The 21,587-nt window shown below is 75.6% G+C and carries 19 protein-coding genes; 9 read left to right on the top strand and 10 right to left on the bottom strand.

What is annotated here, in order from left to right; translation table 11 throughout:
* Positions 1-148 precede the first annotated feature (148 nt).
* Positions 149-2,413, top strand: coding sequence for a VWA domain-containing protein (locus tag AB7J25_RS23945; protein WP_428512360.1), 2,265 nt, complete (start codon positions 149-151; stop codon positions 2,411-2,413).
* Between the two features lie 95 nt (positions 2,414-2,508).
* Here the strand turns inward: AB7J25_RS23945 and AB7J25_RS23940 are convergent, their stop codons facing one another.
* Positions 2,509-5,112 carry a PEP/pyruvate-binding domain-containing protein gene (locus AB7J25_RS23940; RefSeq protein ID WP_428512359.1) on the bottom strand — a complete coding sequence of 868 codons (2,604 nt, stop codon included), beginning with the start codon at positions 5,110-5,112 and terminating at the stop codon, positions 2,509-2,511.
* A 21-nt stretch (positions 5,113-5,133) separates the two neighbouring features.
* Between AB7J25_RS23940 and cobO the strand changes: the two genes are divergently transcribed.
* The 6 genes from cobO to AB7J25_RS23910 are packed head-to-tail and all read left to right on the top strand — an operon-like array spanning position 5,134 to position 11,731.
* Positions 5,134-5,748, top strand: a complete 615-nt coding sequence (gene cobO, locus AB7J25_RS23935; RefSeq protein WP_428512357.1) for a cob(I)yrinic acid a,c-diamide adenosyltransferase — start codon at positions 5,134-5,136, stop codon at positions 5,746-5,748.
* A gap of 60 nt (positions 5,749-5,808) precedes the next feature.
* Positions 5,809-6,780 (top strand): aldo/keto reductase, encoded by a 972-nt coding sequence (locus tag AB7J25_RS23930; RefSeq protein WP_428512355.1) that lies wholly within the window; start codon positions 5,809-5,811, stop codon positions 6,778-6,780.
* 48 nt (positions 6,781-6,828) lie between these two features.
* Complete coding sequence (locus AB7J25_RS23925; protein WP_428512353.1) at positions 6,829-8,409, top strand: cobyrinate a,c-diamide synthase; 1,581 nt, start codon at positions 6,829-6,831, stop codon at positions 8,407-8,409.
* A gap of 57 nt (positions 8,410-8,466) precedes the next feature.
* Positions 8,467-9,858, top strand: a complete 1,392-nt coding sequence (locus AB7J25_RS23920; protein ID WP_428512351.1) for a WS/DGAT/MGAT family O-acyltransferase — start codon at positions 8,467-8,469, stop codon at positions 9,856-9,858.
* The gene (locus tag AB7J25_RS23915) at positions 9,855-10,835 is read left to right on the top strand and encodes a patatin-like phospholipase family protein (protein WP_428512349.1); all 981 of its coding nucleotides are present in this window, start codon (positions 9,855-9,857) and stop codon (positions 10,833-10,835) included. Before AB7J25_RS23920 ends, AB7J25_RS23915 begins: the two co-directional genes overlap by 4 nt.
* The gene (locus tag AB7J25_RS23910; protein ID WP_428512347.1) at positions 10,832-11,731 is read left to right on the top strand and encodes an alpha/beta fold hydrolase; all 900 of its coding nucleotides are present in this window, start codon (positions 10,832-10,834) and stop codon (positions 11,729-11,731) included. Before AB7J25_RS23915 ends, AB7J25_RS23910 begins: the two co-directional genes overlap by 4 nt.
* A 53-nt stretch (positions 11,732-11,784) precedes the next feature.
* Here the strand turns inward: AB7J25_RS23910 and AB7J25_RS23905 are convergent, their stop codons facing one another.
* Positions 11,785-12,081 carry a hypothetical protein gene (locus tag AB7J25_RS23905; RefSeq protein ID WP_428512345.1) on the bottom strand — a complete coding sequence of 99 codons (297 nt, stop codon included), beginning with the start codon at positions 12,079-12,081 and terminating at the stop codon, positions 11,785-11,787.
* A gap of 273 nt (positions 12,082-12,354) precedes the next feature.
* Here AB7J25_RS23905 and cobM point away from each other — a divergent pair, with 273 nt between their 5' ends.
* Both cobM and cobJ read left to right on the top strand, forming a co-directional pair.
* Positions 12,355-13,161: a precorrin-4 C(11)-methyltransferase gene (cobM, locus tag AB7J25_RS23900; RefSeq protein WP_428512343.1), complete on the top strand. Its 807-nt coding sequence runs from the start codon at positions 12,355-12,357 to the stop codon at positions 13,159-13,161.
* A 43-nt stretch (positions 13,162-13,204) separates the two neighbouring features.
* The gene (cobJ, locus tag AB7J25_RS23895; RefSeq protein ID WP_428512341.1) at positions 13,205-14,893 is read left to right on the top strand and encodes a precorrin-3B C(17)-methyltransferase; all 1,689 of its coding nucleotides are present in this window, start codon (positions 13,205-13,207) and stop codon (positions 14,891-14,893) included.
* Between the two features lie 97 nt (positions 14,894-14,990).
* Here cobJ and AB7J25_RS23890 read toward each other — a convergent pair whose 3' ends face one another.
* The 8 genes from AB7J25_RS23890 to urtD all read right to left on the bottom strand — a co-directional run bounded on the left by AB7J25_RS23890 (position 14,991) and on the right by urtD (position 21,497).
* Complete coding sequence (locus AB7J25_RS23890; protein WP_428512339.1) at positions 14,991-15,764, bottom strand: urease accessory protein UreD; 774 nt, start codon at positions 15,762-15,764, stop codon at positions 14,991-14,993.
* Position 15,765: 1 nt separating this feature from the next.
* Positions 15,766-16,509: an urease accessory protein UreG gene (ureG, locus tag AB7J25_RS23885; protein ID WP_428512337.1), complete on the bottom strand. Its 744-nt coding sequence runs from the start codon at positions 16,507-16,509 to the stop codon at positions 15,766-15,768.
* Positions 16,499-17,266, bottom strand: a complete 768-nt coding sequence (locus AB7J25_RS23880; protein WP_428512361.1) for an urease accessory protein UreF — start codon at positions 17,264-17,266, stop codon at positions 16,499-16,501. The genes ureG and AB7J25_RS23880 overlap by 11 nt, the downstream gene beginning before the upstream one ends.
* A 319-nt stretch (positions 17,267-17,585) precedes the next feature.
* Positions 17,586-19,298 carry an urease subunit alpha gene (locus AB7J25_RS23875; protein ID WP_428512335.1) on the bottom strand — a complete coding sequence of 571 codons (1,713 nt, stop codon included), beginning with the start codon at positions 19,296-19,298 and terminating at the stop codon, positions 17,586-17,588.
* Entirely contained in the window at positions 19,295-19,663 is a 369-nt protein-coding gene (locus AB7J25_RS23870; protein WP_428512333.1) for an urease subunit beta, read from the bottom strand. The genes AB7J25_RS23875 and AB7J25_RS23870 overlap by 4 nt, the downstream gene beginning before the upstream one ends.
* Positions 19,663-19,965, bottom strand: a complete 303-nt coding sequence (locus AB7J25_RS23865) for an urease subunit gamma (RefSeq protein ID WP_428512331.1) — start codon at positions 19,963-19,965, stop codon at positions 19,663-19,665. The genes AB7J25_RS23870 and AB7J25_RS23865 overlap by 1 nt, the downstream gene beginning before the upstream one ends.
* Positions 19,966-20,013: 48 nt before the next feature.
* Positions 20,014-20,718: an urea ABC transporter ATP-binding subunit UrtE gene (urtE, locus tag AB7J25_RS23860; protein WP_428512329.1), complete on the bottom strand. Its 705-nt coding sequence runs from the start codon at positions 20,716-20,718 to the stop codon at positions 20,014-20,016.
* Entirely contained in the window at positions 20,718-21,497 is a 780-nt protein-coding gene (urtD, locus tag AB7J25_RS23855) for an urea ABC transporter ATP-binding protein UrtD (RefSeq protein WP_428512328.1), read from the bottom strand. The genes urtE and urtD overlap by 1 nt, the downstream gene beginning before the upstream one ends.
* Between the last annotated feature and the right edge of the window lie 90 nt (positions 21,498-21,587).

Genomic DNA, 21,587 nt, shown 5'->3' with positions numbered 1-21,587 from the left:
GTGCCGGAGGCGTGAGGCCGGGTGAGCATCGACCGAGCTCTGGCGAGGGAGGAGCGGAGGCGGGCCGGGAGCCGACCATGTGTGCCGGAGGCGTGAGGCCGGGTGAGCCAACTCCTGAACAGATGTTCAGACGTGAGAGGGTTGCGGTGTGACGGCCCCAGCGACGTACCCGTTCTCCGCCCTCGTCGGGCAGGACGACCTCCGCCTCGCGTTGCTGCTCAACGCCGTCCACCCCGTCGTCGGGGGCGTGCTCGTACGCGGTGAGAAGGGCACGGCGAAGTCGACGGCGGTGCGGGCGCTCGCGGCGCTGCTGCCGCCGGTGGAGGTCGTGGCGGGGTGCCGCTTCCACTGCGACCCGGGCGCGCCGGACCCGGGTTGCCCGGACGGGCCGCACGGGGCCGCCCCGTCCGGCAACGGGGAGGTCGCGACGCCGTCGGGCCGGCTCACCGTTGCGGCGCCGCTGGTGGAGCTGCCGGTCGGGGCGAGCGAGGACCGGCTGGTCGGTGCGCTGGACCTGGAGCGTGCCCTGTCCGAGGGGGTCCGGGCCTACCAGCCGGGGCTGCTCGCCGACGCGCACCGCGGGGTGCTGTACGTGGACGAGGTGAACCTGCTGCCCGACCATCTCGTGGACCTGCTGCTCGACGCCGCCGCCATGGGGCGTGCGCACGTGGAGCGCGACGGGGTGTCGGTGTCGCACGCGGCGTCGTTCCTGCTGGTCGGGACGATGAACCCGGAGGAGGGGGAGCTGCGTCCGCAGTTGCTGGACCGCTTCGGGCTCACCGTGGAGGTGCGCGCGTCGCGCGACGTCGGAACGCGGGTGGAGGTCGTGCGGCGGCGGCTGGCGTTCGAGGCGGACGCCGCGGGGTTCGTCGCGCGCTGGGCCTGCGCGGAGGCGGACGTGGCCGAGCGCATCGCGGCGGCCCGGGAGCGCCTGCCGCGCGTCGTGGTGCCGGACGCGGAGCTGCGGCGGATCGCGGCCGTGTGCGCCTCGTTCGACGTGGACGGGATGCGCGCGGACCTCGTCATGGCCCGCGCCGCGATGGCCCACGCCGCCTGGCGGGGCGCGGACGCGGTGGCGGAGGAGGACGTACGGGTCGCGGCCCGCCTCGCCCTGCCGCACCGCCGCCGCCGCGACCCCTTCGACGAGCCCGGGATCGACGAGGCGGCCCTGGACGACGCCCTGCGCAAGGCGGCCGCCGCGCACGACGAGCCCGACCCGGACGGGCCGGGCGGCGGGGCCGCGGACGGCGATGCGGACGGCGATGCGGACGGATCGGCGGGCGGGCCCGCGCACCCGGACCGGGACACCGGCGCGGCCGATGCGCCGGACGGCACCGATCCCGGCCCGGCCGGCAGCCGGGACCCGGCCGGCGAAGCGTCCGGCGCGGCCGACGGCGACCTGACGGGTGTCGATCCGGCCGGGCCCCGGTCACACCGTGCCGGTCCGGACCGCGATCCCGACGGCGACGCCCGCGACGCCAGCGGCCGCGGCGACGGCCCCTCCCGGGCCGCACCCGCCCCGGCGGCGGCGTTCCGCGCCCGGCTCATCGACGTCCCCGGGCTCGGCGAGGGTGCGCCCGGCCGCCGCTCCCGTGCCCGCACGGACGCCGGCCGCGTCGTCCGCCCCACCGGCGCCGGGCCGCGCCGCGCCGCGGACCTGCACCTGCTCGCCACGCTCGCCGCCGCGGCACCGCACCAGCGGGCCCGCCGCGGCGCGGCCGCCCCGCCCGGGACGCGCCGATCGGCCGTGGCGTCCGACCCGGCGCCCGAGCATCCGGCGGCGAAGCGCCGACCCGCCATCGACGTCCGGCCCCGCGACCTGCGTGGGGCGCACCGCGAAGGCCGCGAGGGCAACCTCGTGCTGTTCGTGGTGGACGCGTCCGGGTCGATGGCGGCGCGCACGAGGATGGCCGCCGTGACGGGGGCGGTGCTGTCGCTGCTGCGCGACGCCTACCAGCGCCGCGACAAGGTCGGGCTCGTGACCTTCCGCGCCGGCGAGGCCGAGGTGGCGCTGCCGCCGACGTCCAGCGTCCCCGCCGCGCAGGCCCGGCTCGCCCGGCTGCGGACGGGCGGGCGCACGCCACTCGCGGACGGCCTGCTGCGCGCCCGCCGGGTGCTCGCCGTGGAGCGGCTGCGCGATCCGAGGCGCAGGCCGCTGGTCGTCCTGCTCACCGACGGGCGGGCGACCGTCGCGACCCGCCCCGGCGCGGATCCCGTCGCCGACTCCCTGCGCGCGGCGGCCCTGCTCGCGGCGGACGGGGTCGCGACGGTGGTGGTCGACTGCGAGAGCGGCCCCGTCCGGCTCGGGCTCGCGCGATCCGTGGCCGCGGCCGCGGGTGCCGCGCTCGTCACGGTCGACGAGCTCTCCGCCGACCGCGTCGCCGGGGTCGTGCACGCCGCCCGCGCGGCCTGACCGTCCCTGCCACACACCACCCCGTCCATGATCACCGTGACGGGTACCTCGCGCTCGTATCCGAGCGTCCTGCACCGCTCACGGTGATCATGGTCTCAGCGCGCCCGCCCCAGGAGCTCCACCGTGCCGCGGGCACCGTCGACCCGCAGGCGGTCGCCGGTGTGCAGCCGCCGGGTGGCGTCGCCGCAGCCGACGACGGCCGGGACGCCGAGCTCGCGGGCCACGATCGCGGCGTGCGACAGGGGCGCGCCGACGTCGGTCACCACGGCGCCCGCACGGGGGAACAGCGGCGTCCAGCCGACGTTCGTCGCGGTGGTCACGAGGATCTCGCCGGGCCGCAGCGCGTCGCCCTCCTCGGCCCTGGCGAGCACGCGCGCCGTGCCCTCGACGACCCCGGCGGCCCCGGGGAAACCCGTCACGACACCCGCCGCGTCGCCGCCGACCCGGTCCGCCGCCCCGGCGGTGCAGTCCACCAGGTCGCTGCGCCGGTCCGGGTCGGCCGCCCACCGGTCCGGGTCGAAGCGGCCCCGGATCCACGTCGGGTACGGCGGCAGCGCCGCGTAGTGGGCGTGCGCAGCCTGGCGGGCCGGCACGGCGGCCAGCGCCGTGCGGGCCGCCGTCCCCGCGTCGCCTGCCGGGCCGGGCGCCGCCGCCGAGCCACCGCGGCCGGCGCCGGCCGCGACGACTGCGAGGACCGCGAGGATCTCGTCCACCGCCAGGAGGAACAGGTCCTCCCCGTGCCCGGTGACCGCACCCGCCCGCAGCACCCAGTCCCGCAGCACCCAGAACACGCGCACGACCTCCGAGCGCGCCAGCTCGCGGGCGCCGGCGAGCCGCGCCCACCCGTCGAGGCTGCGGCGAAGGCGGGCGGCGGTGCGCGGATCGGCGCGCTCGATCCGCTGCCACGCCCCGGCCCGGGCGGCGTCGCGGCGTTCGACGAGCGCGAGCCCGTCCGTGTGGCTCTCGCCGAGCGCGGCGAGCTCGCGGTCGAGCCAACCCGGGTCCTCGGCGGGGCGGGGGAGGGACAGCTCCAGCTCGTGCGGGCCGCGATGGCCCCACCGCGCGACGTAGGTGTCGCGGTCGATCTCGTCGCGGGCGAGCCGCGCCAGGCCGAGGACCGGGCCGAGGCTGTCCAGCGCGCCGCCGCCGGGCCGGGCACCGGTCATGAGCAGCGCGGCGTCGTCCTCGCCGACCTGGCGGGCCAGGGTCCCACTGAGGGCGAGGCGACCGTTGTCGCCGCGCGCGACCGCCCCGAGCAGCGACGACGCCGACCGCAGGAACGGCTCGAGCTCGTCGCGCCAGAGGGCGGTGAGCGCGGGTGCGTCCGCCGTCGCGATCCGGTCCCGCAGCGCGGCGCAACGGGCCGGTGTACGCGCGACGACCGTGGGGAACTCGCGCCGTCCCGCCGCGAAGCGCCGCCGTGCCCGCACGATGCGCGGCAGCACCGACCGGATGACCGTCCACCGGCCCACGGGAAGCCGGGGCACGAGGAGCTCGTCGGGGACGCCCCCGAAGACCTGGACGATGCCCTCCCGCGCCCGCCTGCCGACGAACAGGGCGTCCGCGACCGCGAGCATCACGCTCATGTTGAGGTAGAGCCGCCCGCCGACGTTGCCGGTGAGGCCGAAGCCCGCAACGGCCGGCAGCGGCATCGACTCGGCCAGGAAGATTTTCACCACGGACCACGTGCACGGCGTCATGACGTCCGGCACGGCCTCGCCGACGTTCGCGGCCGTCCAGAGGAAGTCGCCCGCCAGGCTGTCGTTCCAGGTCTCGCGCAGGGTGGTGATCGGGCGGGCCTGCAGGACGATCAGCCTGCCGTTCGTGCGGGCCCATTCGACGTCCACCGGCACGCCGTCGAGCTCCTCGGCCCGCGCGCCGATCGCGGCGAGCTCGCGGGCCTCGGCCTCGTCCAGCACCGGGGCACGGCGGCGCTCCTCGGGGACCGGCACCTCGGCGGTCCCGTTCCCGGTCCGCACGGTCATGAGGGCCTTGTCCGCCACCCGCATCTCGACGTCCCCCGCCACGACGACGGTGTCCGGCGTGACCCGCCCGCCCACGACGGCCTCGCCCAGCCCCCAGCCGGCGTTGACCACGACCCGGTCCCGGGCGCCCGTGACGGGGTCGGCGGTGAACAGGATCCCCGACGCGTCGGCGTCCACCATCCGCTGCACCACGACGGCGAGCGCCACGTCGTCCCCCGCGACGCCCGCCCGGGCCCGGTAGGCGATCGCCCTGGCGTTCCACAGCGACGCCCAGCAGCGGCGGACGGCGTCGAGCAGCGCGGGGACGCCTTCGACGTCGAGGTAGCTCTCCTGCTGGCCGGCGAACGAGAGATCCGGCAGGTCCTCCGCCGTCGCCGACGAACGGACGGCCACCGGCCCGCCACCGAGGCGTCGGTAGGCGGCGACGATCTCCTCCGCGGCGTCGTCGGGGACGGTCGCGAACAGCGGCACGATCCGCGCGGCCGCCGCCTCCGAGGTGCCGGGCCGGGACGGGTCGACGCCCGCGAGGGCGGCCCGGATCTCCGCCTCGCGGCCCGCGACGGCGAGCCGGTAGGCGTCCGTCGTGACGCAGAAGCCCTCGGGGACCGGCAGTCCGGCGGCGGCGAGCCGCGCGAGCGATGCCCCCTTGCCGCCCGCGCGGGCGAGATCGGCGGCCGGGTCGTCGAGCGGGATGACGATCGACACGTCCCGCATCCTGCGCCCTACGGTGGACGCATGCCACAGGGACAGGTCACGACCGTGCCGGATGACGGGCTCACCACCCGCCAGCGCCGTAACCGGCCGTTGGTGGTGGTGCATACGGGGGAGATGAAGGGGAAGTCGACGGCCGCGTTCGGGCTGGCGTTGCGCGGGTGGGCGCAGGGGTGGTCGGTGGGGGTGTTCCAGTTCGTGAAGTCGGCGAGGTGGCGGGTGGGTGAGGAGGCTGCGTTTCGGGCGTTGGGCCGCCTGCACGCTGAGACCGGTGAGGGTGGCCCTGTCGAGTGGCACAAGATGGGTGAGGGCTGGTCGTGGTCGCGCAAGCGGGGCAGTGAGGGTGACCATGCGGCGCAGGCCGCTGAGGGGTGGGCGGAGATTCGGCGGCGGATCGAGGCGCAGGTCCACGAGGTGTATGTGCTCGACGAGTTCACCTACCCGATGAAGTGGGGGTGGGTGGAGGTGGAGGAGGTGGTGGAGGTGCTGGCGCGTCGGGAGGGCCGCCAGCATGTGATCATCACGGGTCGGGATGCCGCTTCGGAGTTGGTCGCGGCCGCGGACGTGGTGATGGAGACGACGAAGGTCAAGCATCCGATGGACTTCGGGCAGAAGGGCCAGCGCGGCATCGAGTGGTGAGCCGCCGGCCCGCGCCGTGCCTGGCCCGTTCGCGGGCCCGGGCAACTAAGGTCCGGGTACGTGGACCAGATCCGACTCGGCTCGACCGGCCTGCACGTGTCCCGCATCTGCCTCGGGATGATGAGCTACGGCTCGCCCGCGTGGCGGGACTGGGTGCTCGACGTCGACGCCGCCCGCCCGCTGGTGCGCAGCGCGGCCGAGGCGGGCGTGACGTTCTTCGACACCGCCGACATGTACTCCGACGGCGCGAGCGAGGAGGTCACCGGGCGGCTGCTGCGCGAGTTCTTCGGCAGCCGCGAGGACTACGTGCTCGCCAGCAAGGTGTTCAACCCGATGGGGCCGGGCCGCAACGACCGGGGCCTGTCCCGCAAGCACGTCCTGGCCGGGATCGACGCCTCCCTGCGCCGCCTCGGCACGGACTTCGTCGACCTCTACCAGATCCACCGCTGGGATCCCGAGACCCCGATCGAGGAGACGATGGAGGCCCTCCACGACGTCGTCCGCGCGGGGAAGGCGCGCTACATCGGCGCGTCGAGCATGTACGCCTGGCAGTTCGCGAAGGCCCAGCACGTCGCGGACCTCGGTGGCTGGACGCGGTTCGTCTCCATGCAGGACCACTACAACCTGATCTACCGCGAGGAGGAGCGGGAGATGCACCCGCTCTGCCTGGACTCCGGGGTCGGGGTCATCCCGTGGAGCCCGCTGGCGCGCGGGCGGCTCGCGCGGCTGCCGGACGAGCGCACGACCACGCGCTCGGGCAGCGACGTCATCGCGGACCGGATGTACACCGAGTCCGACGACGCCGTCGTCCGGGCCGTCGCGGACGTCGCGAAGGCCCGCGGGCTGCCGCTCGCGCAGGTGGCGCTCGCGTGGATGCTGCACAAGGAGGCGGTGACGGCCCCGATCGTCGGGGCGACGAAGCCCGGGCACGTGGAGGACGCCGTCGCGGCCGTCGGTGTCGAGCTCTCCGACGACGAGATCGCCGCGCTGGAGGCGCCGTACGTGGCGCACCCCGTCCTCGGGCACGAGTAGACCGGGCGGCGTGCACATCTCCGGGACGCCGTGCACACCCCCGGACGTGTGCACGGCCACCCCGCGGGCTGCACGGTGAGCGCCCGCGCGGTGGTGATCGCCGCGCCCTCGTCCGGCAGCGGGAAGACGACGGTCGCGACGGGACTGATGGCCGCGCTGCACCGCCGGGGCACCACGGTCGCGCCGTTCAAGGTCGGGCCGGACTACATCGACCCCGGCTACCACACGCTCGCCGCGGGCCGTCCCGGCCGCAACCTCGACCCGGTGCTCGTCGGCGCCGAGCTGGTCGCGCCACTGGCGCGCCACGGCGCGGCGGGGGCCGAGGTGGCGGTGGTCGAGGGCGTCATGGGCCTGTTCGACGGGCGCATCCGCGACGGCCACGGCTCGACGGCGCAGGTCGCGGGCCTGCTCGGGGCGCCGGTGGTGCTGGTGGTGGACTGCCGCGGCCAGTCGCGCAGCCTCGCCGCGCTGCTGCACGGGTTCCGGTCGTTCGATCCGGCCGTCCGGATCGCGGGGGTGGTGCTCAACCGGGTCGGGAGCGCCCGCCACGAGGAGGTGCTCCGGGCCGCCGCCGACGAGGTGGGGCTGCCGGTGCTCGGCGCCCTCCCGCGGCAGGACGCACTCGCCGTCCCGTCGCGGCACCTCGGGCTGGTCACCGCCGTCGAGCACGGCGCCGCCGCCGCTGCCGCGGTGGACGCGATGGCGGAGCTGGTGGCCCGGCACGTCGACCTCGACGCGGTGGTCGCCTGCGCCGCGCCGCTGGCACCCGGGCCGGCGTGGTCGCCGATGGAGGCGCTGGCCGCTGCCGCCGTGCCTCCCCCTTCCACCCGGCCTCCCCCTCCCGCCCGGCCCCTCCCTCCCACCCGGCCCCTCCCTCCCACCCGGCCCCTCCCTCCCACCCGGCCCCCCTTGCGCGAACGGCACGAATGGGAAGACCTAGCTCCCGTACGGGCCGTTCGCGAGCCGCACCCCGCAGCCCCCGCAGCCCCCGCAGCCCCCGCGCACCCCGCAGCCCCCGCACACCCCGTCGTCGCCGTCGCCGGGGGAGCCGCGTTCACCTTCGGCTACGCCGAGCACCTCGAGCTGCTGGAGGCCGCGGGCGCGACGGTCGCCGTCCTGGACCCGCTGCGCGACGAGCACCTCCCACCGGCGACGGCAGCACTGGTGCTGCCCGGCGGCCTCCCGGAGGAGCACGCCGGCGCGCTGTCGGCCAACGCGCCGCTGCGGGCCGCGGTGGCGGCGCTGGCGGCGTCGGGCGCGCCCGTCCACGCGGAGTGCGGAGGCCTGCTGTACCTGTGCCGGGACCTGGACGGGCTCCCGCTGTGCGACGTGCTGCCCGCCTCCGCCGCGATGACGGGCCGGCTCACGCTCGGCTACCGCGACGCGGTGGCGCTGGGAGCGTCGGCGCTGTTCGGGGCGGGCAGCCGGGTGACGGGGCATGAGTTCCATCACGCGGCGACCACGCCGCGGGCGGGCGACGCGCCCGCGTGGGCGTGGCAGGGCTCCCCACCTGAGGGTTTCCTGCTCGGCGGGGTGCACGCGTCGTTCCTGCACACCCACCCCGCCGGATCACCGGAGGCCGTCCGTGGTTTCGTGCAGAGAGCGGCGCGCGTTGCTACCGTCAAGTAACCGTTGCTTCATGCGAACGACACACCGTCGAGACCTGTCGAGTTCCAGGAGGGCGTCGTGGACCCGCTGTCCCCGCTGGACGCGTCGTTCCTCTACATGGAGCGTCCGACGACGGCCATGCACGTCGGCGGCTTGCTGATCTTCGACGGCGACATCGACGCGGACGCGTTCGCACGCCTGATCGGCGCGCGGCTCGCGGCGGTGCCCCGCTACCGGCAGAAGGTGCGGGAGGTGCCGGGGTGGCTCGGCCCGCCGGTGTGGGTGGACGACCCCGACTTCGACCTCGACTACCACGTCCGCCGCGCCGCGCTGCCCGGCCCGGGCACGGAGGGTCAGCTGCGTGAGCTGGCCGGCCGGGTGATGGGCCGCCAGTTGGACCGCGACCGCCCGCTGTGGGAGATCTACCTCGTCGAGGGCCTGACCGCGCCGGACGGGTCGCCGCGGTTCGCGGTGATCTCGAAGACCCATCACGCTGTGGTGGACGGGCTGGGGTCGATCGACATCGGTGCGGTCCTGCTCGACATGACCCCCGAGCCGCGTGAGTCACCCCCGGACGACTGGGCCCCCCGGCCGGAGCCGTCCTCGCTCGGGCTCATGGCGGACGCGCTCGGGACGCACCTGCGCCGCCCCTGGACGGCGCTGGACACGGTCGGCAGGGCCGTCACGGACCTGCGGGCCGCGGTCGGCCAGATTGCCTCCACGACGGGTGCGATGCTGGCGGCGGCACGCAGCGCGGGGCGGGGGACGCCCGCCCACCCGCTGAACGCCCCGATCTCGCCGCACCGCCGCTTCGCCACGTCGGCGGCGGAGCTCGACGACTACAAGGCGGTCCGCAAGGCCCACGGCGGGACGGTCAACGACGTGGTGCTCGCCGTGGTCACCGGCGCGCTGCGGCGCTGGCTGGAGGGCCGCGGCGAGCCGGTGCTGCGGTCCACGACGGTGCGGGCGATGGTTCCGGTGAGCGTGCGGGCGCGCCGCGGCGGGAGGCCCGCGGGCAACCAGATCTCGGCGGTGTTCGTCGACCTGCCGGTGGGTGACCCGGATCCGGTGTCGCGGCTGGCCACGCTGTCGGCGACGATGCTCGCGCACAAGCGCAGCGGGCAGGCGGTGGGCGCGACGGCCCTGGTGGGCCTGGTCGGGCTCACCCCGCCGACGCTGCACAGCCTCACCGCACGCCTCACCAGCTCGCTGTCGTCGCGGGTGTTCAACGTCGTGGTCACGAACGTCCCGGGCCCTCAGTTCCCCCTCTACGCGATGGGGGCGCGAATGGTCGCGATGTACCCGGTGGTGCCGCTGGCGCAGGGGCAGGCGGTGTCGATCGGGATCACCTCCTACAACGGCGGCGTCTTCTACGGGCTGAACGCGGACCGCGACGCGATGGCGGACGCGGACGACCTCGCAGTCGCGCTGGAGACGTCGCTCTCGGAGCTGAAGGAGACGGTCCCGTGAGCCGCCGCATCGGGCTCGTCCTCGGCGCGGGCGGGGTGCTGGGATCCGCGTGGATGGCCGGGGCCCTCAAGGCGCTGCAGGCGCGGGTGGACCGGCCGCTGGGTGAGGTCGACCTCGTCGTCGGCACGAGCGCGGGCGCGGTGCTGGGTGCGGCGCTGCGCTGCGGCGTGTCGATCGACGAGCTCATCGACCACCAGGCGGGCCTGCCGGTGGACCGCCTGCCGGACATGCGCACCCTCGAGCGGGAGAGTGGCGACGGGTTCCCGCCGATCCCGCTGCCGTGGATCGGCTCGCCGCGGATGCTCGTCCGCGCGGTGACGGCTCCCCGCGCGGTGAACCCGGTCGTCGCGGCGTCGGCGCTGCTGCCTGTCGGGCGGGCCCGGATGGGGTCGCTGGTGCGGCTGGTGGACGCGCTGCAGGACCGGCTCGGTGCCACCGAGGACCGCTGGGTGCCGGGCGCCCCGCTGTGGGTGGTCGCGGTCGACTACGACACGGGCAGGCGCACCGTCTTCGGACGCGCGGGCGGGCCGCCGTCGTCGGTGGCGGAGGCGGTGCTCGCGTCCTGCTCGATCCCGGGCTGGTTCGTGCCGCGCATCATCGGCGGGCACCGGTACGTGGACGGCGGCATCGCCTCGGCCGCGTCGGTGGACCTGCTGGCGCGCCCGAACGCCCCGCACCTCGACGAGGTGTACGTGCTCGCGCCGCTGGCGAGCCACGCCTACGACCTGCCGCTGGACCCGCTGGCCGCCGCCGAACGCTGGTTGCGGCGGCTGATCACCCACTGGACCGACGCCGAGGTCCGCCGCGTGCGCGCCACCGGTACGCGGGTCACGGTGCTCACGCCGGGCCCGGCCGATCTCGCCGTCATGGGCGGCAACCTCATGGATCCCCGCAGGCGCACCGCGGTGCTGGAGCGGTCGCTGGACACGTCCCACGCCGCGGTCCGCGACGCGATGGACGGGAAGGCGGCCGCATGACCCGCACCGGCGTCGATCCCGCCTTCGAGCAGCTCACGGCGGTCCACGGTCCCCTCTCGCTCGCCGTCGAGCGCGGGCCGGGGACGGGCGAGCCGTTGCTGCTCGTCATGGGCCTTGGCATGCAGATGCACTTCTGGCACGACGAGCTGGTGGCCCGCTTCGCCGCCCGCGGCTTCGCGACGGCGCGGTTCGACAACCGTGACGTCGGCCTGTCCACGCACCTGCACGAGCGCGGCACCCCCGCCCTGCTCCCGCTCCTGCTCACTCCCGGGCGGGTCGCGTCGTACCGGATCGAGGACATGGCGGGCGACGCCGTCGCGGTGCTGGACGCGCTGGGCTGGGCGTCCGCGCACGTCGTCGGCGTGTCGATGGGCGGAATGATCGCCCAGGCGCTCACGATCGCGTACCCGCAGCGGGTGCGCTCGCTGACCTCGATCATGTCGACGCCGTCGCCGCGGATCGGGCGGCCGAACAGGGCCGCGGCCCGGGCGCTGCTGATCCGTCCCGCGCGCTCCGCGGACGAGGCCGCCGAGCGGATCGTGGCGGTCACGAAGGTGATCGGGTCACCGGGCTACCCGATGGACGTCGCCTGGCTGCAGGCCTACGCGCGCCGCGCGTTCGCGCGCAGCAACGACCCGGGCGGGGTGGCGCGCCAGCTCGCCGCGATCAACGCCTCGCCGAGCCGGGTGGCGGGGCTGCGCGCAGTGGCGGTGCCGACGCTGGTCGTGCACGGCGCGCAGGACCCGCTGGTGCGCCCGTCGGGCGGCAGGGCGACGGCCGCTGCGGTGCCGGGATCGCGGCTGATGATGCTGCCCGGGATGGGGCACAGCCTGCCGCGTGAGCTGTGGGGCGTCGTCGTGGACGCGGTGGCGGCCCTGGCGGATCGGGCGCGCTGAGCGGGGAGCACGGGGGAGCGGGGGCCGATCGGCGCTGACCGGCGGCCGGTGGGTTACCGCTGACCGGCGAGGGCGCGGGGTGCCACGGCGGGCACCATGATCGGGAGCTGGTGGGGGCGGATCTGCCAGAAGCGGCTCTCGCGGTCCGCGGACCGCCAGGCGTCGGCCAGCCGGGTGGTGGCCTCCGCGTCGACCCGCCTCCGCGGGCGGGCCCGCATCCGACAGCGCCTGCGCACCTCGTAATCGAGCGCGCGCCAGGCCTCGTCGGCCGTGGCGTGCACGCTGACCGACGGCGGTCCGTCGTCGTCGCCGACGACCAGCGTGTACGCACTCACGACGTCGTAGGACATCGCTCGTCCTCTCTCTACTCCGGTGGCCCGCCGGTGAGGACCGGGTCGGGCCGTGCTCGAAGTAGACCTCACGAACCACGCCGAGTAGGCCCGTTCCGCCCGAATGTGTCGTAGGTGTCGCCTGGCGGTCGCCCGGACTCACCGGACGGTTGCCCCATGTGGTGGATGACACTGCGCTGTTCAGCTGATGACGCACGTTCGGCGCAGGGTCGACCCGTCCGTGTGCCGGTCCTCTCGTGGACGGCGGGCGCTTCGCCACACAGACTGTCCGGCGTGGTTGCCGGGAGAGTGTCGTTCGTGGGGGCCGGGCCGGGCGCGGCCGACCTCATCACGCTGCGCGGTGCGCGGCGCATCGCGGAGGCCGACGTCGTCGTATGGGCGGCGTCGCTCGTCATGCAGGAGTGCGTCACCGAGCACGCCCGCCCGGGCGCTGAGCTCGTCGACTCCTCGAAGATCGCCCACGAGGACGTCCTCGCGCTCTACGCCCGCGCCGCGCGGGAGGGCCTGCGGGTGGCGCGGGTGCACTCCGGGGACCCGTCGTTGTGGGGTGCGGTCCAGGAGCAGTACGACGCGGCCGAGGCTCTCGGGCTGGAGGTGGAGATCGTGCCGGGCGTGTCGGCGTTCGGCGCCGCCGCCGCCACCGCCGGCCGCGAGCTGACCATCCCGGAGGTCGCGCAGTCCGTCGTGCTGTGCCGGCTGGAGGGCGGCAAGACCCCGATGCCGGAGCGGGAGAAGGTGCGCGAGTTCGCGCGGCACGGCACCACGATGGCGATCTTCCTGTCGGCGGCCCGCACGTCGCAGCTGGTCGAGGAGCTGCGCGCGGGCGGCTACCCCGACGACACCCCCGTCGTCGTCGCGTACCGGGTGAGCTGGCCGGACGAGATGTGGTTCCGCTGCCGGCTCGACGAGGTCGCGGCCCGGTGCAAGGAGCACAAGCTCTGGCGGCACACGCTCTTCCTGGTCGGCGCGGCGCTGGGGGCGTCCGGGACGCGGTCGCACCTCTACCACGCGGGCCACTTCCACACGTTCCGCAAGCCGGACCGTGAGGCGCGCCGCGCGCTGCGCGCCTCCCGTGGCTGACCTCGCACGCCGCCGACCCGACGACGCCGCTCTGGGGAACCGCATGACGCTCGCCCTGTTCGCCGTCACCGCCGCGGGCCGTCGCGCCGCCGCCGAGGTCGCTGCCGCCGTGCCCGGCAGCGAGGTGGTGGCGCTCGACGACCTCGCGGACCGCTGGCCCGGCCTGGACGGTGCGGTGTTCTTCCTCGCCACCGGCGCCACCGTGCGGCTGATCGCCCCGCTGCTCGCCTCCAAGCACTCCGACCCCGGCGTCGTCTGCGTCGACGAGGCCCGCCGCTTCGCCGTCGCCCTCGCCGGGGGGCACGGGGGAGGGGCGAACGCGCTGGCCCGGAGCGTGGCCGCCGTGCTCGGCGCGCAGCCGGTGATCACGACGGCGTCGGACTCCGTCGGCGCCACCGGGCTGGACGAGGTCGTGGCCGTCCTGCACGCGACGGTGGACGGCGACCTCGCCGCCGCGGGGACGGCCCTGCTCGACGGGGCGCTGGGCGTGGAGAACCCCTTGGGCTTCCCGCTGCCGCCGCTCGCGGCCGCCACCAGCCGCCCTGTCCCGCGGCACACCCTCGCCGTCACCGACCGCCTCCCGGCCCGGCCCGGGCCGGACCTCACCCGGCTGATCCCGCCGACCCTGGTCGTCGGCCTCGGCAGCGCCCGCGGCGTGCCGGCCGAGGCCGTCACGGCAGCGCTGCGCCGCGTCGAGACCGACCACGGGTTGGACCTGCGTGCGGTCCGCGCGTACGCGAGCGTCGACCTCAAGGCCGGCGAGGCCGGGATCCTCGCCGCGATCGCACCCGCCGCGCTGCTCACCTACCCGGCCGCGGCCCTGGCCGAGGTCGGCGTGCCGAACCCCAGCGAGGTCGTCCGCGCCGAGGTGGGGACCCCCAGCGTCGCCGAGGCCGCCGCCCTGCACGCCGCCAGCGAGCTCGCGCCCGGCGCGACCGTCGAGCTGGTGGTGGAGAAGCTCAAGGGCGACAACGTGACGGTGGCGGTCGCCCGCACCCGGCCCAGGGGACGGCTCGCCGTCGTCGGCCTCGGGCCCGGTGCGGCGGACCTGCGGGTGCCCCGCGCCGAGGCGGAGCTGCGCCGCGCGGCCGTGGTCGTCGGCCTGGACCAGTACGTCGACCAGGTCCGCCACCTGCTGCGTCCCGGCACCGAGATCCGCGCGAGCGGGCTCGGCGACGAGGAGCAGCGCGCCGCGGAGGCCGTCGCGCTGGCCGCGAAGGGCCACGCCGTGGCCCTGATCGGCTCGGGTGACGCCGGGATCTACGCGATGGGCAGCCCCGCCCTGCAGCAGGCCGGACCGGACGTGGAGGTCGTCGGAGTGCCGGGGGTGACGGCAGCGCTCGCCGCCGCGTCCCTGCTCGGGGCGCCGCTGGGCCACGACCACGTCCTGATCTCGCTCTCGGACCTGCACACGCCGTGGGAGGTGATCCTGCGCCGCGTCACCGCGGCTGCCGAGGCCGACCTCGTCGCCTGCTTCTACAACCCGCGCAGCCGGGACCGGCACTGGCAGCTCGGCGCCGCGCTGGACGTGATCCGTGCGCATCGGCCGCCGACCACGCCCGTCGGGGCGGTGCGCCAGGCGGGCCGCACCGGGCAGCGCGTCTGGACCGCCCCGATCGCGCGGTTCGACCCGGCCGAGGTGGACATGCTCACCACTGTCGTCGTCGGGTCGTCCGCGACGCGGATGGTGGCGGGGCGGATGGTGACCCCGCGCGGCTACCGCTGGAGCTGACCTCCCGCGCATCGTCGACGCCGCGGTCGGCGGCGACGTCCTGGTCGGGACGTCGGCTTGGTCGAGTCTGCGCTCGCCCACCTCCTGACCTGCTCGGTCACCGCACCCCGGCGACCCCGCCCGTCACGGTCGCGGTCCAGCCGGGATGGGCGGCCAGCGCGAGGGCCAGGTCGCGTTGGGTGGTGACGGCGTCCGGCCCGACGGCCGTGGCGAGGCAGCCGCGGCGGGCCAGCGGCATCAGGGACCACATGTCCCCGGACGCGCCGGTGTCGGGGTCCTCGCCCCATACCAGCACCTCGGTCCCGATCACCCGGTGCCCGGCCAGGTACGCGGGCGAGGCGTGCAGCGCGGGGTCGCCCAGCTCCAACTCCTGCACCAGCAGCGGTCCCCGGGCGTCCGCCACGCGGACGTGGCTGCGCAGGCTCCCGCCCGCCTCGCCGCACCGGCCCGCGACCAGTACCTCCCGGCACCGCATCCGGGCGTCCGCGCCCAGGCGCACGTCGAGCGTCGTGTCGTGCGCGGCCCGGCCGGTGACGACGGTCGGCTCGGGCAGGTACTGCGCCGACGCCCCGTCCGCGACGTCCAGGTGCACCGCGAGCCTGCTGCGGCCCCCCGCGCCGGGCAGGGCGAGGGCCGCAGCCACCCCGGTGACGACGACGGCCGCGCCCGGGCCCACGACGACGTCCAGCGCCACGTCGTCGCCGCCGAGGGGCGTGGTGGCCGAGCCGACCATGTGGACGGTGACGGCGTCTGCGCCGGTCGCGACCGCGCCCCGCTGCGGTACCAGCGTCAACGGTGCCTCGGAGCGCAGCTCGCGCACGACGCAGCGCGCCCCGTCCCGCTCGACGACGACCCGCGCCCGCGCCCGCATGTCAGGCGCCCACGGCGGCCCCGCCGCGCACGCCCGCCACCTGGGCCAGCACCCACTCGCTGACCGCGGGCGCGTCCGGGGTCTCGACCAGCGACTGCGTCACGACCGGCAGCTCGCCGCGCATCCGATGGGCGTCGGCGAGCATGACCGCCATGTCGGCGCCCACGAGCGGCGCCAGGTCGGTCTTGTTGATCACGAGGAGGTCGGCCGTCGTGACGCCGGGGCCGCCCTTGCGGGGCACCTTGTCCCCGCCCGCGACGTCCACGACGAACACCTGCCGGTCGACGAGCCCGCGGCTGAACACGGCCGTGAGGTTGTCGCCGCCGCTCTCGACGAGGACGAGGTCGAGGTCCCCGAACCGTTCCTCCAGCAGCTCGACGGCGTCCAGGTTGGCGGTGATGTCGTCGCGGATCGCGGTGTGCGGGCAGCAGCCCGTCTGCACCGCCTCCACCCGCTCCGGAGCGAGCACGCCCGCACGGCGCAGGAAGTCGGCGTCCTCGGTGGTGTAGATGTCGTTGGTGACGACGGCGAGGTTCAGCCGTGGCGCGAGGCTGCGCGCCACGGCCGCCACCAGCGCCGTCTTGCCGCTGCCGACCGGCCCGCCGACGCCGATCCGCACGGCGCGCCCGGGGGGCGCCGGTGCCGTGTGGGGGTCGTGACCGGCGTGGTCCCGGCCGTGTCCGTGACTGTGGCCGTGCCCGTGACCGTGGTCGTGTCCGTGACTGTGGCCCTGCTCAGCTGGCAAAGAGACGCACCTGCTCCCGGTGGTGTCGGACGTGGGACTGGGCCATGAGGTCGAGGACCGGCGCCCCGGGCGCCGGCAGCGCCGCGACCGCCCCCTCCGCGGTCGCAGCGCCCACGACGTGCGCCAGGTCCGGCCCGAGGGCCACGACCAGCGCGTTCACCGCGAGCGGGTCCAGGCCGAGCAGCCGCACCGCGGCCGATGCCGGACCCGTCACGGCCAGGTAGCCCGCGCAGCGGGCGGCCTCGGCGGGGCGGGCCCCGTCCAGGCCCGTCACCGCGCCGAGCAGCAGCGGGTGGTGTGGGCGCGGATGGACGGCCACCAGCGCGTCCAGCACGGGGGAGGGCCAGGCCAGCCGCACCGCGCGCAACGTCGCCCTGCCCTGGGCGCGGGACGCCGCGCGCTGCGCGGGGGAGGGCGTGCGGGCGTCCAGCTCGGCGTCGAGGTCGGCCCACGCAGCGACGTCGCAGGGCCCGGGGGCGCGCGACCGGGCCTCGCCCCCGGCGGCCGGGTTCGCCTCGTCGGCGGGCCAACCCGCCGCGCCGAAGGGCCGGCTCGCCCCCTCCGCGAGCCGGGCCGCCGCCGCGGCGAAGGCTGCCGCCACGAGCCCCGCCGTCCTCAGCCGCCCACGCAGGAACGCATCGAGGCCGACCAGGTCCGTCACGAGCCCCCGCGCGACGGCCTCCTCCAGTCCCCCGGAATGGGCGTGCCCGCCGCCGGGGAACCGCGCGTCCGCGAGGACGAGCGCGGCGAGGCTCACCACGCCGCCCCGGTCCGCGCACGCCCGGTCCGTGCCGCCTGCGCACACCCGGTCCGCGCGCGCCCGACCCGTCCGCAGGCTTCCGCCGCGCGCCGCCGCCGCGCGAATCCGGGTCCGGTGCACGCGAGCGGAACATCAACGGGGTTGCCGGCCGTCAGAACCCCGCTGGTGTTCCTCTCGGCCGTCGGACGCGGCAGGATCGACGCGGTCTGTGGGAGCAACCGGCTCGCCGGACGCGGTGCCCCCGACCCGCCCGTCGGCAGCCGCGGCCGCCGTGCCGGGACCTCGCCCCGTGGAACATCTCGCTCGGAGCAGCCCATCAGAACAGGAAGTACCGCTGCGCCATCGGCAGCTCCGTCACCGGGGCGGACTCGACCAGCTCCCCCTCGATCCGGACGGCGAACGAGTCCGCGTCCACCGCCACGTGCGGCATCGCGGTGTTCCCGATCATGTCCGACTTCCCGACGCGGCGGGTGTCGGTGACCGCCACCGACGGTTTCGCCAGCCCGAGCGACCCCAGCTCGTCGACGGCGACCGGCGCCACGAAGTTCAGCGACGTCTCCGAGGCCACCCGCGGTGCCGCGCCGAACATCGGCCGCGCCAGGACGGGCTGCGGTGTCGGGATGGACGCGTTCGCGTCCCCCATCGCGGCCCAGGCGATGAAGCCGCCCTTGAGCACCACCTGCGGGCGCACTCCGAAGAACTTCGGCTCCCACAGCACGAGGTCGGCGAGCTTGCCCACCTCGACGGAGCCGATCTCCGACGCCATCCCGTGCGCCAGCGCCGGGTTGATCGTGTACTTCGCGACGTAGCGTCGGGCCCGGGCGTTGTCGGCCCGCCCGTCCCCGGGCAGTGCCCCACGGGCGGCCTTCATGACGTGCGCGGTCTGCCAGGTACGGATGATCACCTCGCCGATGCGGCCCATGGCCTGCGAGTCCGAGCTGATCATCGAGATGGCGCCCATGTCGTGCAGGACGTCCTCGGCCGCGATCGTCGTCGGCCGGATGCGGCTCTCGGCGAACGCCAGGTCCTCGACCACGGACGGGTTGAGGTGGTGGCAGACCATCAGCATGTCGAGGTGCTCGTCGATGGTGTTGACGGTGTGCGGGCGCGTCGGGTTGGTCGAGGACGGCAGCACGTTGGGGTGCGCGACCACCTCGATGATGTCCGGGGCGTGCCCGCCGCCCGCGCCCTCGGTGTGGAAGGCGTTGATCGAGCGCCCGGCGATCGCGGCGAGGGTGGACTCCAGGAACCCCGCCTCGTTGAGGGTGTCGGTGTGGATCGCCACCTGCACCCCGGACGCGTCCGCCACCCGCAGGCACGCGTCGATCGCGGCCGGGGTGGTGCCCCAGTCCTCGTGCAGCTTGAACCCGCCCGCCCCGGCCCGCAGCTGCTCCCACAGCGCCTCCGACCGCACGGTGTTGCCCTTGCCCATGAGCAGCAGGTTGATCGGCAGATGGTCCATCGCCTGCAGCATCCGCGCGATGTTGCGCGGGCCCGGCGTGATCGTCGTGGCCTTGGTGCCGTCCGCGGGGCCGGTGCCGCCACCCATCAGCGTCGTGAGCCCCGACGCGAGCGCGGTGTCGACGAGCTCGGGGCAGATGAAGTGGACGTGGCAGTCGATGCCGCCCGCGGTGAGGATGCGGCCGTTTCCGGCGATCACCTCCGTACCGGGCCCGATGACGAGCGCGTCGTCGACGCCGTCCATCGTGTCCGGGTTGCCCGCCTTGCCGATCCCGACGATGCGACCGTCGCGGATCCCGACGTCGGCCTTGACCACACCCCAGTGGTCCAGGATCACCGTGCCGGTGATCACCAGGTCCGGTGCACCCTCCGCGGACGTCCGCGTGGACTGGCCCATCGACTCGCGGATCACCTTGCCGCCGCCGAAGAGCACCTCGTCGCCGGAGCCCGCGCCGCGGGAGCGGTCCTCGGTGACCTCGATGAGCAGGTTCGTGTCCGCGAGGCGGATGCGGTCGCCGACCGTCGGGCCGAACAGGTCGACGTACCGTGCGCGGTCGATCGTCGTCATGAGCCGTACTCCAGGGGTCCGGGCGCGTGGGACCGCGCGTCCAGCGGGCCGGCCCACTCCACCCGCAGGCCCGGCACGACCCGGGCACCGGCCAGCGGCACCAGCGTCACCTCGCGCTCGATTCCGGGCTCGAACCGCACCGACGTTCCCGCCGGGATGTCGAGGTGGCGCCCCCACGCCGCCTCCCGGTCGAAGGCGAGCCCCGGGTTGGCCGCGGCGAAGTGGAAGTGCGACCCGACCTGGACCGGCCGGTCCGCCGTGTTGGTGACGACCATCGTCACGCGCTCGCGCCCCGGGTTCAGCTCCACCGGCACGTCGCCGGGGATCACCGCACCGGGCCCGTCGCTGCTCGCCGACCCCGCCATCAGGCGATCGGGGAATGCACGGTGACGAGCTTGGTGCCGTCCGGGAACGTGGCTTCCACCTGCACCGAGTCGAGCATCTCGCCCACCCCGTCGAGCACCTCGTCGTGGCGCAGCACCGTGCGCCCGGACGCCATCAGCTCGCTGACGGAGCGGCCGTCGCGGGCGCCCTCCAGCACGTGGTCGGTGATCAGCGCGACCGCCTCCGGGTAGTTCATCCGCAAGCCCCGCGCCCGCCGCCCGCGGGCGACGTCCGCGGCGACGTGCACGAGCAGCTTGTCCCGTTCCTGGGGGCTCAGATGCATGAGGACCGTTCTAAGCTCGCGGTGTTTCGACGATGTGTCCTGCGCATGTCAGATCGCCATCGCGGCCCGCACCCCGGTGACCGCGTCGACCCCGCCGGTGCCCTCGGCGGTGATGCGCCCGGAGGCGAGCACGTAGTAGCGGTGCGCGGCGTTCAGGGCGAACCCGACGTGCTGCTCGACCATGAGCACGGACAACCCGCCGCGCTGCGTCAGCGCCAGGATGGTGTTCTCGATCTCGGTCACCACCGACGGCTGGATGCCCTCGGTCGGCTCGTCCAGGATCAGCATCCGCGGCTCGGTGACCAGGGCGCGGGCGATCGCGAGCTGTTGGCGCTGGCCGCCCGACAGCAGCCCGGCCCGCCGCCCGAGCAGGTCGCGCAGCGCGGGGAACAGGTCCAGCGCCTCGTCCACCAGCGTCACCCCGTTGGGCTTGCCGTCCGCGACGAGCTGCAGGTTCTCCATCGTCGTCATCTGCCCGAAGGACTGCTGCCCCTGCGGGACGTACGCGAGCCCGCGGCGGACGCGCTGGTGCGGGGCGAGCTTCGTCACGTCCTCGCCGCCGAGCACGATCCTGCCCGAGCGGACGGGGAGCAGCCCGACCGCGGCGCGCAGCAGCGTCGTCTTCCCGGCGCCGTTGTGCCCCATCACGGCCGCGACCCCGTCGTCGGGCACGGCGATGCTCACCCCGTGCACCACGGAGGTGCGCCCGTAGGCCACCTCGACGTCGACCATCTCCAGCATCGCCGTCGACATCAGGCCCCCTCGCCCAGCACGGCCGCGACCTCGGCCTCCGTGTGGTGGCCCGGCCCCAGGTAGACCTCCTGCACCCGCGGGTCGGCCTGCACCTTCTCGACGCTGCCCTCCGAGAGCACCTTCCCGGCGTGCAGCACGGTGACCGACGCGGCGAAGGAGCGCATGAAGTCCATGTCGTGCTCCACGACGACGACGGTGCGGTTCTCGGCCGCGATGCGCTGCAGGAGCCGGCCGGTCTCGTCCTTCTCCTCGCCGCTCATCCCGGCGACGGGCTCGTCCAGCATGAGCAGCCGCGCATCCTGGACCAGCAGCATCCCGATCTCCAGCCACTGCTTCTGGCCGTGGGCGAGGATCCCGGCGGGGGCGTCCGCGAGGTCGGTGAGCCCCACCGTCTCGAGCGTCTCGGCCACCGCGGCCGGCACGGACCGGCGGCGGCGCAGCAGCGAGAGCGACGAGCGCTTGGCGCCGGCGGCGATGTCGAGGTTCTGCAGCACCGTGAGCTCCTCGAACACGGTGGCCGTCTGGAACGTCCGCCCGACGCCGAGGCGCGCGATGCGGTGCTCCTTGCGTCCGATGAGCTCGTTGCCGTCGAACGTCGCCGAGCCGGTGGCCGCGACGAGCCCGGAGACGGCGTCGATGAGGGTGGTCTTGCCCGCCCCGTTGGGCCCGATGAGGAACCGCAGGTCCCCGGCGAGCACGGACAGGTTGACCGTGTCGACGGCGACGAAGCCGTCGAAGCTGACGGTCAGGTCGGTGATCTCGAGGTACTCGGCCTGCACGGTTCACTCGCCTCCGGTGGGCGCGGGCAGCGGTGCGCCGGTGGTCGGGGCGGTCCGCGCCTTCCTCGCCGGTCGCCACTGCGTCAGCAG

It is taken from the genome of Pseudonocardia sp. (assembly GCF_050246655.1).
Taxonomy (GTDB): Bacteria; Actinomycetota; Actinomycetes; order Mycobacteriales; family Pseudonocardiaceae; genus Pseudonocardia.
Note: the sequence above shows the minus strand (reverse complement) of the source record. Positions and strands in the feature narration are given on the sequence as shown.